The sequence below is a fragment of the Flavihumibacter sp. CACIAM 22H1 genome (genome assembly GCF_001601815.1).
Taxonomy (GTDB): domain Bacteria; phylum Bacteroidota; class Bacteroidia; order Chitinophagales; family Chitinophagaceae; genus Flavihumibacter.
The window spans coordinates 103,432-118,722 of sequence record NZ_LUKG01000006.1; the positions used below are offsets into that span (position 1 = coordinate 103,432).

Below are 15,291 nucleotides of genomic sequence, written 5' to 3' on the forward strand. Positions count from 1 at the left end.
TTCATCGATGGTAGTTAGATTTTTGACGTTATATCCGTGAATCCAAATCCGTCTATGAAAAAACTCTACCTACTCCTTACCATTCTTTACAGCCTTATTCATTACCAGGAGATACAGGCCCAGGCTTGTTCCCTTACTGTGAATTCTGCGGTATCGCAGGAGTCCAGGTGTATGGCTACCGGTACCATCACTGTTACAGCTTCAGGTGGTAGCGGCAATTATAATTATAGGGTTGTTGGTCCCATCAACACCCCCTATACTTCTTCAGCAACTATTAGTGGACTCTCTGCCGGAACCTATACCGTTATGGTGCAGGATGTAACCACCAATTGTGTTGCTGAAAGATTAAATATTATAGTACCGGGTACCTATGAAGATCCGCGTTTTAACCTGGTTAAAACCGATGTAACCTGTGCTAATGCCAATGATGCTACCATTACTGTAACCAACCAAACCGGAGGTCGCTTTCCGTATACCTTTACCATTGTAGCACCCTCTCCGGCAGGAGTCGGCACCTCTAATTCTACCGGTATTTTTACGGGGCTTCCGGGTGGCGAATACGCTATTGAACTAAAGGATTCCTGTGGCGGCATTCAAACCCGTCGGGTTAATGTATTATCCTACGACTGGTGGATCGAATACCACAGCGGTGCAAGAGTAAATTGCCGCGATGGGAATTTCGAACTGCGCGTGCGCGATTCAAGGGGAAACTCCAATACCAATAACCCGGTATTTAACAGTTTTCAATATGGTGCAGTTAACAGCCCGGGCGATACCGCCTGGTATTCCAGCTACCAGTTTACCTATGACCTCGAATCTCGCAGGTCGGTAAGGCTGGTTGTAAAAGATGCCTGCGGAAATGTACGAAGCGTAAATTGGTCCGATAACCAGATACCAGCCGTTGCCAATGCTGTTTTAACCAGTTTTCAATCCTGTAACAGTTTCACTGCTACTATAACCGGCCAGGTGAACCTGAACAACCCGACCTATTGTTTAATTAATAGCAGCAATGTAGAAGTTGGTTGTAACACTACCGGTATATTCCCCGGTATTCAGGAGGGCACCTATTCGATCACTATCCGGGATAATTGTTTTGATACTACCATAACCCGGAACTTTACCCTTACACAACCGGTATTAAACCTGAATCCGAATGTAAACCTGAGCCGAATAGATTGTAACCTTGTTACAGCTTCAGTAAGTGGTCTTGTAAACTTCACCAGCCCCAATTTCTGTTTGTTTAACAGTGCTGGTGTACAGGTAGCTTGCAATACAACCGGAACCTTCCCTAACCTGGCCAATGGAGCTTATTGTATTGAAGTAAAAGACGGTTGTTATGATACCACGCTGAGAAGATGTTTTACCGTTCAACCGCTGATACCTTCAGTGGCAGCCAGCGTTACCATAACAGACCCCCAATGTGCTGATTTTGATGTAAGCATTACCGGTCAAACCAATCTTACTAATCCACAGTACTGTTTGTTTACCCAGGCGGGTGTCCAGATTGCCTGCAATACCAATGGAAATTTTGGTAATATCCCCTACGGTAATTACTGTATGCGTATTACCAATGATGCAAGTTGTTACGATACCACTATTGAGCGTTGTTTTACCGTATTGCCGATTCCTCCCTCTGTAAATTCACAATTAAGCGTGGTAAGGAATTGCACCACAATTGATTTAAGTATAGGTGGACAAACAAATATTACCAATGCCCAGTATTGTTTATACGACGCCTCCAACACCCTGATCGGTTGTAATACAACAGGTATTTTCCCCGGACTGCCCTATGGTTCTTATTGTATGGACATCCGCAACGATGTAAACTGTTATGATACCACGATACGCAGGTGTATTACGGTTACGCCCAATATACCTTCCGTTGGAAGCTTGCAGGCAGGAAACCGTGGATGTACAGGTTTTACAATGAGCCTGAATGGGTTAACTAATATCAGTAATGCCCAGTTTACCTTAAAGAACAGTGCGGGTACTGTAATCGGTACCAATTCAACCGGGCTGTTTAACAATGTTCCTTACGGATCTTATTGTATGGAAGTGCAGAATGATGTAAACTGTTACGATACCCTTATTACCCGTTGCCTTACAGTAAGTCCTAATATTCCGAATGCGGGATCTGTACAATATTCCAATCGTACCTGTTCGGGATTTACCGCCCGGGTACAATGGGTGAGTAATTTTAGTTCACCTACCTATACGTTGCGTGATTCTGCCAATAACATCATATCCACCAATACCAATGGTCAATTCAACAATATTCCTTATGGCTCTTATTGTATAGGAATCCGCGATAATTGTTATGATACCACTATTAACCGTTGTTTTGAAGTACGCAGGTCATCCCCGGGTATTTCGTTAACGGCACAGCCTTCCTGTGAATTTAACCGAACCAATATCCGTGTAAACGTGAGTAATGGTTTTGGACCGTATACGGTTAATGTGTACAATCCGGCTGATTCATTGGTGAAAACGGTAACTACCGCTAATACCACTATCCGCGTGGAAAACCTGGACATGCTTCCGGGCGCGCAGCAATACCGAGTTGAACTCACTGATAATTGCGGAAGCGCTACCAGTAGTATGGTTACCCCGGTAATGAGTACGTTTAGCAGTGACCTGCAGGTATTGTCAAAATGCCCTTCTGGTGCTAATCAGAATGGATCGTCTGAGTTAACCATCACCGTTAGTTCAAACCTGGGTGTTATCAATCCCACTATTATCCGCAAAAACGGGAACGCGGTAAATATTCCTTACAATACCGGATCCGTTGCAGTTTATAAATGGACAGATCTTGAACCTGCTACCTATGTGGTACAATATAATTTACCAGGAAGCTGTACAAACAAAGGATACGATACCGTAGTAGTGGGTGCGTATCAATATCCTCAATTGGACAAATCGGCTTCTTTCCAGTGTGATAATAATTCCTTCAGTGTAGGAGCCAATGTAATCGGAGGCGCACCGCCCTTCATGTATGAGATCATTGGAAGTGTTCCTGCAAGTCCTTCTATTGTGGCAGCTCCGCAGCCCAGTCCTATATTTAATATCAATAATGGCAATAGTTATTCCCTGGTGCGTTTACGGGTGGTTGATTATTGCGGCAATGCAACCCTGAATGATGTAAGTGTACTTCCTCTTCAGAATATCGTAGTTACCGCACAGTCTGATTGTTATTATACAGACGTAACCTTATCTGTACCAAGTTTCCCGAACGCTACCTATGAATGGTACCAGAAATTATCGGAGAATGACAGTGTGCTGGTGAGCACGGATCGGGAATATATGATACCCTATCTCGAACCGAATAGTATTGGCGAATACGTGGCCCGGGTATCGGTAAACAATGGGTGCCTGGTACGACTCAATTACTACAATGTAACCGGAAACTGCGGAGGCGTATTGTCTGATAAAGTTAAACTCCAGGGAAAAACAATTCGTAAAGCCCACCAGTTGAGCTGGAATCATATGCAAAGCGGAGATATAATCCGCTACCAGGTAGAGCGCCTGAATCCTACTTCAAATGAGTTCCAGGTAATTGGTGAGGTGGGTGTTACGAATAACCGCTCAGGTGTTCAATTCAGCTACACAGACGATCGGCTGCTGGCTTCCGTACACCAGTACAGGATCAAGGCAATTGATAAAAGTGGTCAGGTCAGGTATTCTAACCTGTTGAAAATGAAATTGCAGCAAACAGATGCAACACCTATCCAAATTTATCCGAATCCCGTAAAAGAGGTGATTAATATCGCCTTCCAGGCCAATCAGCCGGGGCTCTACCAGCTCGATCTGCTGAATGCGGCAGGCCAGGTATTGTATCAGACCCAGAAAGCAGTAGGTGGGCCGATGACGGTTACGTTACAGCGGCATACCACCATGAAACCAGGAATTTACTTCCTGAAGGTCCGAAATACCGCCACGGGTACAGAAACGATCGAAAAATTAATTTTCCAATAATTTGCATGCAGCATATAAGTGATTAATTTTACTTATATGCTGCATTTTTACCCTAAACCCCTTGGAATACTTCTGTGTATTTCGCTAATCGCCTGCTCAAAATCCAAGAAACCGGATGAAGCCCCTCCGGCAATTTTCGGCGCAGCAACCGGGGTGGCTTTACACCGCGATTTTCCGGGAGAGGTTTCAGGCCTGGCAGATAGTTATAGTTACCCGGGTTCTTTGTGGATGATTGAAGACGGGGGGAATGCGGCCCTTTTGCAAAGAGTTTCACAGGACGGGGTGCTGCAACCTTCACTAACGATAAATGGCGTTACCAACCGCGATTGGGAAGACCTGGCAATGGGACCAGGGCCCGACCCCTCTAAAAATTACCTCTATATTGCGGAAACCGGCGATAATGACCGCAAATATGCGGAATATGCATTTTATCGGTTGGAAGAACCACCACCCGGTACCAGCGCTGTTAACCAGGTAGAGGCCATCCGGTTCCGGTACAGTGATGGTGCTTCGCACGATGCCGGGGCAATACTGGTTGATCCGTCTACCAAAGACTTGCTGGTAGTTACCAAAGAAAAGCCAGCTGCTATCTATAGAATTCAATACCCCTACCAAACAACTGCTCTGAATACAGCAGAAGCTATGGGGGTTACCAACCTGGAAACAGTTACCGGAGCAGCGATGGGTAAAGATGGCCAGGAGATTTTGCTAAGAACCTATACAGGTATCTATTACTGGAAAAAGAAAAGCGGAGAAACGGTTTCAGATGCGCTGAAGCGAGCGCCGGCCGCACTTACTGTAATGCTGGAACCGCAGGGCGAATCAATCGCTTTTAAAAATGACCTTACCGGGTTTTATTCCTTGAGTGAAAATGCCGGTTTACCGGTACAATTGAGGCTGTTTTTTTATCCGCGGAAGAACTAATGAAGCGCTTCTTCCAATACTGTCATGGAAATACCCGAATGGCTGGTATCAAAGATGCAAGTGCCTTCCTTAATCAGCAATACCTGGGGCGACTCATGGTCTACCCCAAAACTTTTAGCTATTTCATTTGAAATAGACCGGTATTGAATAAGGTCAAGGTAATGAAATTCAACACCTTCCGGTAAAATTGCTTTGTCCAGCCTGTTTTTAGCCATGGAACTGATGGCGCAGCGTGTACTATGCTTGAAAATTACCTGGGGACGGGTAAAAGAAGCTTGCCGGATTTCTTCCAGTTGCTCCAGTTTGTTAAGTGGGTTCCAATGCATTTGCTACTAATTTTAATAGCCAACCATACCGGAGGAAACCTTACAGCCTCCTCTTGAAGTGGTGCAGGCAGTCATACCAATAGTTAATACTGCAGCAACTCCCAATACTATCCAGAACTTTTTCATGATAACCAATTTTAGAACTCATTTGCAAATTACATACCTAATTCCAGTCTCGGGCTTATTTGCCCCATCAGGCATGAAAATTAATAATAATTTATGGTATGCTGGAATGGGATGATTGGCCAAACTCCCAATAAGTGTACATTTGCGCCATGGCCTTACAATTACAGAAACCTATCGCATTTATTGATCTTGAAACAACGGGAACTAATCTTGGAACAGACCGGATCGTGGAAATCGCAATCGTACGCATCGGTAAAGATAATAGCCGTACTGTTAAGCGAAAACTGATTAACCCGGAAATGCCCATACCGGTTGGTGCTTCAGATGTGCATGGCATTACGGATGAAATGGTCAGGGATGCGCCCAGTTTTCGACAGGTAGCCAATGAAATGAAGCAGTTTCTTGATAATTGCGACCTGGCCGGTTATAATTCCAACAGGTTTGATATTCCCCTGTTGGTAGAGGAATTTTTACGCGCAGGATTAGAATTTGAAGTAGGATCGCGCAGGCTGCTGGATGTTCAGAAAATTTTTCACCTGATGGAACAACGCACCCTTAGTGCAGCGTACAAATTCTATTGTAATAAAACGCTCGACGGAGCGCATAGTGCTGAAGTAGATGCCACAGCAACCTGGGAGGTATTGGAAGCACAGCTTGTCCGGTACCCGCAATTGGGCGATACCGTGGATTCGATCATTAAATTCATAGGGGAGGAGCAAATTGTTGATTTTGCCCGCCGGTTTGTTTTTCAGAATGGAGTAGAAGTTTTCAATTTCGGTAAACATAAAGGAAGGCCGGTAACCGAGGTATTGAAATCGGAACCTCAATATTACGACTGGATGATGAAGGGTGATTTTCCGCTGCATACCAAACAGAAATTAACGGAAATATTGAATAGAACCCTGCTGAAGAAAAGTTAATCATTTACCTTAGGCCATCTTATTCTGTGGAAAAAATTGTCATTATACCTACCTATAACGAGAAGGAGAATATTTCTTCCATTCTGCATGCTATTTTTGCGCTTCAGCAGGATTTTCATGTACTGGTAATTGACGATGGTTCCCCCGATGGAACGGCTGATATCGTACAATCCCTTCAGTTGGTATTTCCCGGACAGTTATTTCTGGAGCAACGATCCGGAAAGCTTGGTTTGGGCACGGCCTATATCCATGGCTTTAAATGGTCATTGGCTAAAGGGTACCGCTATATTTTTGAGATGGATGCTGATTTCTCCCACAATCCTAATGACCTGCAACGTTTGTACCTGGCTTGTGCTAAGGACGGCGCAGATGTGGCCATCGGCTCTCGTTGGGTAAAAGGAGGAGGTACCGTTAACTGGCCCTGGGACCGGATATTTTTATCAAAAGGCGGCAGTTTTTATACAAGGTTGATTACCTGGATACCGGTTAAAGACACCACTGCCGGTTTTGTCTGTTATAAAAAGGAAGTGCTGGAAGCACTCAACCTTGATGAAATTCGTTTTCTCGGTTATGCCTTCCAGATAGAAATGAAATTTGCATCCTGGAAGCTGGGATTCAAAATAAAAGAAGTACCGATCATTTTTGAAGACCGTCAATACGGGGTGTCCAAAATGCACAAAGGCATTGTAAAAGAGGGAATTTTGGGAGTGTTGCGATTACGCTGGGAAAGCCTGTTTAAAGATTATCGAAACCGTATGAAAAATACGGAAGGAGAGGAAGCTGCCGCATGAAAACAGCTTTTATCCGGTTACACCTGGCTGTTTTGCTGGCTGGTTTTACCGGGGTACTGGGCCGTCTGATTACATTAAATGAAGCTTTACTGGTATGGTATCGCTTATTATTTAGCGCCCTTGCTCTATGGCTGATTGTGTCAGTAAAAAAAACAGTTCCCGTTCTGCCCTTTAAAACCATTCTACGAATTTTCGGTGTCGGGCTTATTGCCGCTTTGCATTGGGTCAGCTTTTATGGAGCTATCAAGTATTCCAATGTGTCCGTTACACTGGTTTGCTTTTCTTCTATTGGTTTTTTTACGGCATTAGTTGAACCTGTATTGGAAAAGAAAAAACTGGCTTTGCGCGAAATTGGCCTGGGGTTATTGGTAATGGCCGGGATATTTATCATTTTTCAATTCGACAGCAAGTATAAAACAGGCATCCTTATTGGAATTGTTTCTGCTTTCCTGGCTGCCGTTTTTCCGGTATTAAACCGACAGCTTTTACAAAAAATTTCGGTAGAAAGCCTGGTTACCTATGAGCTTACCGGGGGCTTTCTTTCGCTCAGTCTCTTATTGCCTGTTTATAATTATTTTTTTCCGGCCGCTAATTATATACCCGGGTTGCAGGACCTTGGCTGGCTACTGATACTGGCGGTTTTCTGTACGGTGTGGGCATTTTATCTCTCCTCCTATGCCTTGCAGCATTTGTCGGCGTTTACCGTAAACCTAAGCTATAACCTGGAGCCGGTGTATGGTATTTTACTGGCTTTTTTACTGTTTAAGGAGAACGAATACCTTGGTCTTTCCTTTTACGTGGGGCTTTTATTGATTGTGACCGCGGTTTTTATTCAGCTTTTTAGTGTTTGGAAAAAAAGAGCATAAGTTGGATTGTGTTATTTTAGCAATTAAACCGCACATACATGAGAAGCAATGCCTTGATACTGGTACTACTATTGTTGTCATCGAGTTTGATGGCACAGAAAAAGCCCCTGGATCACAGTGTATACGATCAATGGCAAAGTATTGGAGAGCGCTTGCTGAGCGCGGATGGCAACTGGCTGGCATACACAGTAAATGTTCAGGAAGGAGATGGTGAACTGGTTATTCAATCCTCCAAAGACGCCAGGAAATGGCGGGTTCCCAGAGCATACCAGGCAGCGTTTAGTCATAATAACCGGTTTTTGGTAGCACGTATCAAACCTTTTTTCAGTGAGCTTAGAAAAGCGAAAATTGCCAAAAAAGGGCCCAATGAAACACCGAGAGATTCACTCTATATTTTGGAGCTTGATAAGGGATATGAACAGCGGATCCCGGATGTAAAATCCTTCCAGTTACCGGAGAAAGCCGGTAATATACTGGCCTATCATTTATGGAAACCTGCAGCCTTACCAAAGGAAAATGCCGTTGACTCCCTTACACGATTGCAGGATCTCTTGCGCAGGGCAGATAGTTTAAACCTGGTGGCAGATAGTTTAAGAAACCGGGCAAATGAAGCCCGTATCAAGGGCATGCAATCTCTTCAGCCGGCCAGGGGGGTAGCAACCAAACCAAAGCGGGAAACGGTGGATGAAGGAACGGAATTAGTAGTTAGAGATCTGACAACGGGGAAAGAATGGAGGCATAAACTGGTAGTGGAATACAAGCTGGCTGATTATGGCCAGGCCGCCGTTATTGAATTAAGTAAAAAAAACAGTGATACCTTGTCTGAGGCAGGCTTAGTATGGCTCGATTTTCTTACAGGAAAGGCCGATACCATTTACCGCGTTTTCCAGGAAGCAAAATTATTTGCGTTCGCCGATGCGGGCGATCAACTGGCTTTTGTAGTTCAGAAAGACAGTGCTGCCAAAGCGTTGCGTAAGTACTACCAGTTGTATCATTATACCCGGGGAACTTCAAAAGCAACAGCTCTTTTAAACAGTACTATGGCTGACCTTGGTAAGGGAAAGGTAATAAGCCCGGATTTTTCGCTTTATTTCAGCAAAGACGGGAAACGTCTTTTTTTCGGACTTGCCCCCGATCGGCCGGTGAAAGATACCTCGCTGGTTGATTTCGAAACGGCCAAGCTGGATGTATGGAATTACCAGGACGATTATCTACAGCCCCAACAACTGGTAACATTGGCAACAGATCTTAAAAAGAGCTGGCTCTCTGTTTGGGACCTGGAAAAAAAACAATTCATACAACTGGCAGACGATAGTTGTGAAATTGTTTTGCCTGCGGATGAAGGCAATGGGCAGTACGCGGTAGGTATGAGCAGTGCAGGGTTGAGAATAGAACAGCAATGGAAAATGGATGGCGCTGTTCGTGTGTTCCGGGTAGATACCAGAACAGGGCAGCGGGTGCAGATCAGCGCCAGGGCCAGCCGCTCTTCTGTACGAATTTCTCCTGCGGGAAAATATATTGTCTGGTATGATGCCCTGCAGAAACAATGGATTTCCTATTCCTGCATAACGGGTACCTCAACCGTAGCTACCCGGGCAATTAAGTTTCCGTTATTTGATGAGGAGCATGATACTCCGTCCGACGCACCGCCGCATGGTATCATGGGCTGGAAAAAAGACGATGAAAAACTCTATGTATACGATAAATATGATGTCTGGGAAGTAGATCCTGCAGGGAAACAACCCCCGGTTATGCTTACCAATGGATGGGGCAGAAAAAATAAGGTAACGGTAAGAAATGAACAACTGGATCGGGACCAGCGATTTATTGCGACCGGTCAAACCCTGCTCTTTCAATTATTTGATCATGCATCCAAAGGATACGGTTGGATGCCCTATGTAACCGGCACTGCATTTACGAACCAGCCTGCCGGCTCAATGATTCATCCCTTTATTGTAGATGGGGCAGTTAAGGCAAAAACTTCGGAGGACCTGCTTTTTATTCAGCAAAGTCCGGCTGCTTTGAATTTATATGCCGGCCGGTTGACTACCCTGGGTGATACGGCAACCTATCGCCCGGTCAGCTCACTTAATCCTCAACAGGAGCAGTATAATTGGTTTACTGTTGAACTGCATAAATGGAAAATGCTGGATGGAAAAACAAGTGAGGGCCTGCTCTATAAACCCGAGAATTTTGATCCATCAAAAAAGTATCCGGTTATCTTTTACTTCTATGAAAAAAATGCCGATCGCAGGTATAATTATATTGAGCCAATGCCGGTAAGAGCCTCTGTTAATATAGCTTATTACACCAGCAATGGTTACCTGGTATTTGATCCAAACATTTATTACAAAACCGGACAGCCCGGTGAAGATGCCTACAATTCAGTAGTATCAGCTGCCAATTATTTATCTAGATTCAGGTTTGTGGATTCAACTAAAATGGGGCTGCAGGGGCACAGCTGGGGAGGGTATCAGATTGCATACCTCATTACCCGAACTAATAAGTTTGCTGCGGCGGAAGCAGGTGCCCCGGTAAGTAATATGACCAGTGCGTATGGGGGTATACGTTGGGGAACCGGTATCAGCAGGCAGTTTCAGTACGAAAAAACCCAGAGTAGGATAGGAGCAAGCCTTTGGGAAAAACCTACGCTCTATATCAAAAATTCACCCCTTTTCCGAGCCGATAAAGTCAAAACACCTTTGCTGATGCTGCACAACGATAAGGATGATGCAGTGCCCTGGTACCAGGGAATTGAGTATTTCACCGCATTGAGACGATTGGGTAAACCGGTATGGATGATCAATTACAATGATGAACTACATGGTATTATCGAAAGGCGGAACCGAAAAGACTGGACCATACGGATGGCCCAGTTCTTTGACCACTATCTGAAAGGTCAGCCAGCTCCCAAATGGATGAAAGAAGGGGTGCCTGCAACTTTAAAAGGCATCGATTGGGGACTCGGCTATTAAGAAATATATCGCACAAGGCAGCGCTTGGCAATGGGTAATAAGGTTTCTTCTACCGGAAAACTATGGGTTGAATGGATGGTATAAACAGCCGGGTTGGGGAGCTCTTTTTTCTCTTTGATAAGGAGCCCCTTCATATGTTCGAACGTATGGCTGATACTACGTTGCCATTCGGCCACAAAAGAAGTTTTTATTGCCCGGTATTGCTCATCGTGTTTTTCGAATATGCTTAACCGGTAGTAGTAAATAAGGGTGTCTTTTTTTGCGGCATTTGCCAGGAAAAAATAACCTTCTTTATTGTCTAGCGGAATAAGCCCTACCGGCTCAATCTGGATTTTATCTTCTACGAATTCGAATAGTTCAGTTCCGTTTCGGATCGTGTCTTTCATCTTGTAAGCGGAGTAATGGATAATGTTTTCCAGTTCCTCCATTACGTCATCGTCTTCAATCATCTGTTCATAGAGGAGTTGGAGTTTTTCCAATTGTATGCCTGTAAGACGCTTGGGAAATTGTTCCTGCAGGAATTTTTTGTTTTCGCGAAACTGCACCAGGTTATTGTAGTGAAAAATAATATCGGCCAGTTGGGGGTAGAGCTTGTTTTCATTGAACTGACTGTTTACCTCTTTAAGATAAGCCAGCAGTGTGTATTTTTTCAGTTCAAAATCAATAAATCCTTCAGCAAACCAGGTTTGGGATAATGTTTTCATGGTGAACTAATTTGTATTAATTTACAAAAATTGCTGTTAAAACAATGTTTATGAAACAAGTCCTTCCGGTGCTGATCCTGTCTGTATTGTTAACGGCCTGCAGCCAGAAATATTATATAGTGCGCCATGCGGAGAAAGCCCAGGCGGCGGCCGGTGCCACTATGCAAACACCGGGAAACCCCTCCTTATCACCCGAAGGGCAGCAAAGGGCACAAGCTTTGGCGGAACGCCTGAAAGCAAAAAACATAAGCGCCGTTTTTTCAACCAAAACAATCCGCACCGAGCAAACGGCCATGCCTACTGCCGAGCAGTTTGGGCTTACCATTAAAAGCTATGCGAAAGTGGATACTGTCTTCATCCGCCAGTTGAAGCAGGTGAAAGGAAATACCTTAATTGTTGGCCATAGTAATACGGTCGATGACCTGGTAAATGGTTTATTGGGCAATAACCAACTGACAGATCTGCCCGAAACGGCCTACGATAACCTTTACATTCTTACTAAAAAAGGGAAAAGGCTGACACTTGTTCAATCCAAGTATGGTCAGCCCTCTCCGCATTGATCTATGTGTGTGTGTTAGAACTCGCGATGTGCATCAAAATGCTCCAGTTCACGGGCTACTGCCGTAAGGAAAGTTGCGCCGAGGCTTCCGTCAATAATCCGGTGGTCATAGCTCATACTCAGGTACATCATATGCCGGATAGCAATGGAATCGCCCTGTTCTGTTTCAATAACTACGGGGCGTTTTTTAATAGCTCCTACGGCCAGTATGGCAACCTGTGGCTGGGGAATGATCGGGGTGCCCATCAGGCTGCCAAAAGTACCCACATTGGTTAAGGTAAAGCTGCCACCCTGGGTGTCTTCGGGTTTGAGTTTATTGGTACGTGCAGCATCTGCCAATGCATTTACCTGCTTGGCCAATCCAACCAGGTTCAGCTGATCTGCATTTTTTATGACCGGCACAATGAGGTTGCCCGATGGTAGGGCAGTAGCCATCCCTATATTGATGTCTTTTTTTACAATAATCTTATCCCCCTCCACACTGCTGTTGATTAGAGGATACTTTTTAATACAACGAACAATGGCTTCTATAAATAAGGGCGTAAACGTAATTTTAGTGCCTTCCTGCTTCACGAACTGAGCTTTCACCCTGTCGCGCCAAAGCACCAGATTGGTTACATCCGCTTCCGTAAAACTGGTCACATGCGGACTGGTTTGTTTGCTTTTAACCATATGGTCGGCAATCAGACGGCGCATGCGATCCATTTCAATGATCTCCACATTGGGACCGTATCCGACTGCTTGTTTTTCCGCAATATTCCCGTTCCCTGAGCTGATTACGGGCTTGTTTTCAGGCGCAGTGCCGGAACGAATCACCGGTTCCGCAGGTGGAGGAGCTTTGGTAACTCCAGCTTTTTTATCCTGTACAAATTGAAGAATATCTTTTTTAGTAACACGGCCTTCATTACCGCTGCCTGGGATGTATTCAAGCTCTGCCATCGAAACGCCTTCACTGGCAGCTATATTCAGCACCAGGGGGGAGTAAAAGCGGTTTCCATTGCTTTGTATGGTATGTGTAGTAGGTGTAACCGGAGCACTGGTTGGTTCTTCCTGGGCAACTGGTTGGGGCAACTGGGCGGTAAGCACTGGTTCCTCTTTTTTATCGGTAGCAGCAAGCGCAGGAGCCCCTGTTGTAGAAGCAGCTTCACCATTGGTACGGATTCTTGCAATGACAGCACCAATCGGAACCACGTCATTGGGTTGATAAAGCAGTTCTTCGATAACCCCATCTGCAGTACTGGGTACTTCACTGTCTACTTTATCGGTAGCAATCTCCAGGACTGTTTCATCCTGTTTAACGGTATCGCCGGGGTTTTTAAGCCACTTCAACACCGTAGCTTCCATAATACTTTCTCCCAATTTCGGCATTACCAGGTCAACTAGAGACATAAGCGTTCAATGATTTGTGCGCCAAAGGTAAGGATTCACCATCAATGTTAATGACTGTTAGTTTTTCCGTTTCCCCGACTAATTATAAAAATTCTTAATAGGTTTAGTGCGTTGGTAGCAGTTAATTCTATATTTCGGCGCCTGTCGAACCGGAATTGCAATTTTTTTGCCATTATTTCGGACGCATTTCCCACCGCTATCCAAACCGTACCGGTTGGTTTTTCTTCAGTTCCTCCACCCGGGCCCATGATGCCGCTGGTAGCAATCACGTATTCTGTTTTTAAGGATTGCAGGGCAGTTTTTGCCATTTGCACCACGGTTTCTTCGCTTACTGCACCAACCGTATTAAGTACGGATTCGGGCACGTTTAAGAGGTCGGTTTTTACCTGGTTGGCATAACTGACTATACTGCCCTTAAAATAACGGCTTGATCCGGAGGCGGATGTGATCAGTTGTGCGATATAACCACCGGTACAACTTTCAGCTGTTCCCAGTGTTTCGCCCCGTTGCAACAATAAATTGGCAACGACCTGGTCCATTGATTCATCTTTATTGGTAACCAATACATCGGCCACCAGTTCCTGTAAAACAGCAAATTGCTCATCGATTTGCTGTCTGATTTTTTCTTTCTCATAACCGGAAGCACTGAGCCGAAGCCGCACCATTCCATAATTGGGCAGGTAGGCCAAACGGATGGATGCCGGAAGATTGGTTTCAAAGGAATGAATCCGCTCTGCCAGAAAGGATTCTCCAATACCTGCAGTTAACAGGGTTCGATGCAAGATAACCGGTGGTTGAAAATGGCTTAATAAACGGGGAATTACTTCGTTGGTCATAAGCCCTTTCATTTCATGGGGTACACCTGGCAAGGAGATAACGATTTTATTGTTTTTTTCAAACCACATGCCAGGTGCCGTGCCAACCGCATTGTGAAGTACTTGTGCCAGGTCCGGAACCTCTGCCTGCCGGATATTACGTTCAATCATAGGGCGTTTATAGACCTGCTCAAAAAGCCGGGTTACATGGGCCAGCACCTCTGCATTCATTACCAGTTTGCCTCCGAAATACTCGCAGAGCAATGGTTTGGTTATATCGTCTGCTGTAGGTCCCAGGCCCCCTGTAAGTAAAACTATATCGGCTTTGTTCAATTCCTGGTCAAGGGCCGTCCAGATTGCATTCCATTCATCGCCTACCGCAACGCGCCTGCTTAGGGTAATACCGGCGAGGTTTAATTGTTGCGCCATCCAGGCACTATTGGTATCAATAACCTGTCCTATCAACAATTCATCTCCAATAGTAATAATACTTGCAGTTAATAATTCCATACAGTTGTTTCAATGTATAAAGGTAGTGGCAAATCGGCTAGGCTGTTTTTTCCATATTGTCTAAATTGCCGCATGGCATGGAAACAATTTACGGGCTTGATTGGTTGGCTTTTGACAGGAATGATTGGAATATGTCAGTCGGTTCCAACCCAACTGAACCAACAGGTAGAGCGGGTGGTCCGGGATCCGACGATGAAACATGCCCTGCTTTCTGTATCGGTATTGGATGCCTCTACCGGCAAAGCCATTTACCAATACCAGGAGCAGGTTGGCCTGGCACCTGCCAGCACGCTGAAGCTGCTTACTGCAATCACTAGCCTGGCGCTATTAGGACCGGATTTTAAATTTGAAACAAGCATCGGTTATACCGGCGAAATTATTGCTGGCCGTTTGAATGGCGACCTGGTGCTGAAG

The 15,291-nt window shown here is 45.0% G+C and carries 12 protein-coding genes; 8 read left to right on the forward strand and 4 right to left on the reverse strand.

The window, feature by feature from the left end; all coding sequences use genetic code 11:
- Positions 1-54: 54 nt before the first annotated feature.
- Positions 55-3,972 (forward strand): T9SS type A sorting domain-containing protein, encoded by a 3,918-nt coding sequence (locus A1D16_RS03495; RefSeq protein ID WP_290707834.1) that lies wholly within the window; start codon positions 55-57, stop codon positions 3,970-3,972.
- A 36-nt stretch (positions 3,973-4,008) separates the two neighbouring features.
- Positions 4,009-4,896, forward strand: coding sequence for a hypothetical protein (locus A1D16_RS03500; protein ID WP_290707835.1), 888 nt, complete (start codon positions 4,009-4,011; stop codon positions 4,894-4,896).
- Here the strand turns inward: A1D16_RS03500 and ytxJ are convergent.
- On the reverse strand, positions 4,893-5,222 hold the full coding sequence (ytxJ, locus tag A1D16_RS03505; RefSeq protein WP_290707837.1) for a bacillithiol system redox-active protein YtxJ: 330 nt from the start codon (positions 5,220-5,222) through the stop codon (positions 4,893-4,895). The genes A1D16_RS03500 and ytxJ overlap by 4 nt on opposite strands.
- Positions 5,223-5,497: 275 nt before the next feature.
- On the opposite strand from ytxJ, the gene A1D16_RS03510 reads away from it, so the two are divergent.
- Genes A1D16_RS03510 through A1D16_RS03525 form a run of 4 tightly spaced genes read left to right on the forward strand, consistent with a single transcriptional unit; the run spans position 5,498 to position 10,900 of the window.
- Positions 5,498-6,268 carry a 3'-5' exonuclease gene (locus A1D16_RS03510; RefSeq protein WP_290707838.1) on the forward strand — a complete coding sequence of 257 codons (771 nt, stop codon included), beginning with the start codon at positions 5,498-5,500 and terminating at the stop codon, positions 6,266-6,268.
- A 26-nt stretch (positions 6,269-6,294) separates the two neighbouring features.
- Positions 6,295-7,059, forward strand: a complete 765-nt coding sequence (locus A1D16_RS03515) for a polyprenol monophosphomannose synthase (RefSeq protein ID WP_290707840.1) — start codon at positions 6,295-6,297, stop codon at positions 7,057-7,059.
- Positions 7,056-7,925: a DMT family transporter gene (locus A1D16_RS03520; protein WP_290707841.1), complete on the forward strand. Its 870-nt coding sequence runs from the start codon at positions 7,056-7,058 to the stop codon at positions 7,923-7,925. Before A1D16_RS03515 ends, A1D16_RS03520 begins: the two co-directional genes overlap by 4 nt.
- 38 nt (positions 7,926-7,963) lie before the next feature.
- Complete coding sequence (locus A1D16_RS03525; protein WP_290707842.1) at positions 7,964-10,900, forward strand: prolyl oligopeptidase family serine peptidase; 2,937 nt, start codon at positions 7,964-7,966, stop codon at positions 10,898-10,900.
- Here the strand turns inward: A1D16_RS03525 and A1D16_RS03530 are convergent.
- Positions 10,897-11,604, reverse strand: coding sequence for a hypothetical protein (locus A1D16_RS03530; RefSeq protein WP_290707843.1), 708 nt, complete (start codon positions 11,602-11,604; stop codon positions 10,897-10,899). The genes A1D16_RS03525 and A1D16_RS03530 overlap by 4 nt on opposite strands.
- Before the next feature lie 50 nt (positions 11,605-11,654).
- On the opposite strand from A1D16_RS03530, the gene A1D16_RS03535 reads away from it, so the two are divergent.
- Positions 11,655-12,164: a phosphoglycerate mutase family protein gene (locus A1D16_RS03535; protein WP_290707844.1), complete on the forward strand. Its 510-nt coding sequence runs from the start codon at positions 11,655-11,657 to the stop codon at positions 12,162-12,164.
- Between the two features lie 14 nt (positions 12,165-12,178).
- Here the strand turns inward: A1D16_RS03535 and A1D16_RS03540 are convergent, their stop codons facing one another.
- Both A1D16_RS03540 and A1D16_RS03545 read right to left on the reverse strand, forming a co-directional pair.
- Positions 12,179-13,552 carry a dihydrolipoamide acetyltransferase family protein gene (locus A1D16_RS03540; RefSeq protein WP_290707845.1) on the reverse strand — a complete coding sequence of 458 codons (1,374 nt, stop codon included), beginning with the start codon at positions 13,550-13,552 and terminating at the stop codon, positions 12,179-12,181.
- Between the two features lie 47 nt (positions 13,553-13,599).
- The gene (locus A1D16_RS03545; protein ID WP_290707846.1) at positions 13,600-14,877 is read right to left on the reverse strand and encodes a competence/damage-inducible protein A; all 1,278 of its coding nucleotides are present in this window, start codon (positions 14,875-14,877) and stop codon (positions 13,600-13,602) included.
- Positions 14,878-14,949: 72 nt separating this feature from the next.
- On the opposite strand from A1D16_RS03545, the gene A1D16_RS03550 reads away from it, so the two are divergent.
- Positions 14,950-15,291: D-alanyl-D-alanine carboxypeptidase (locus A1D16_RS03550; RefSeq protein WP_290707847.1), on the forward strand; the 342-nt coding region annotated here is incomplete at its 3' end.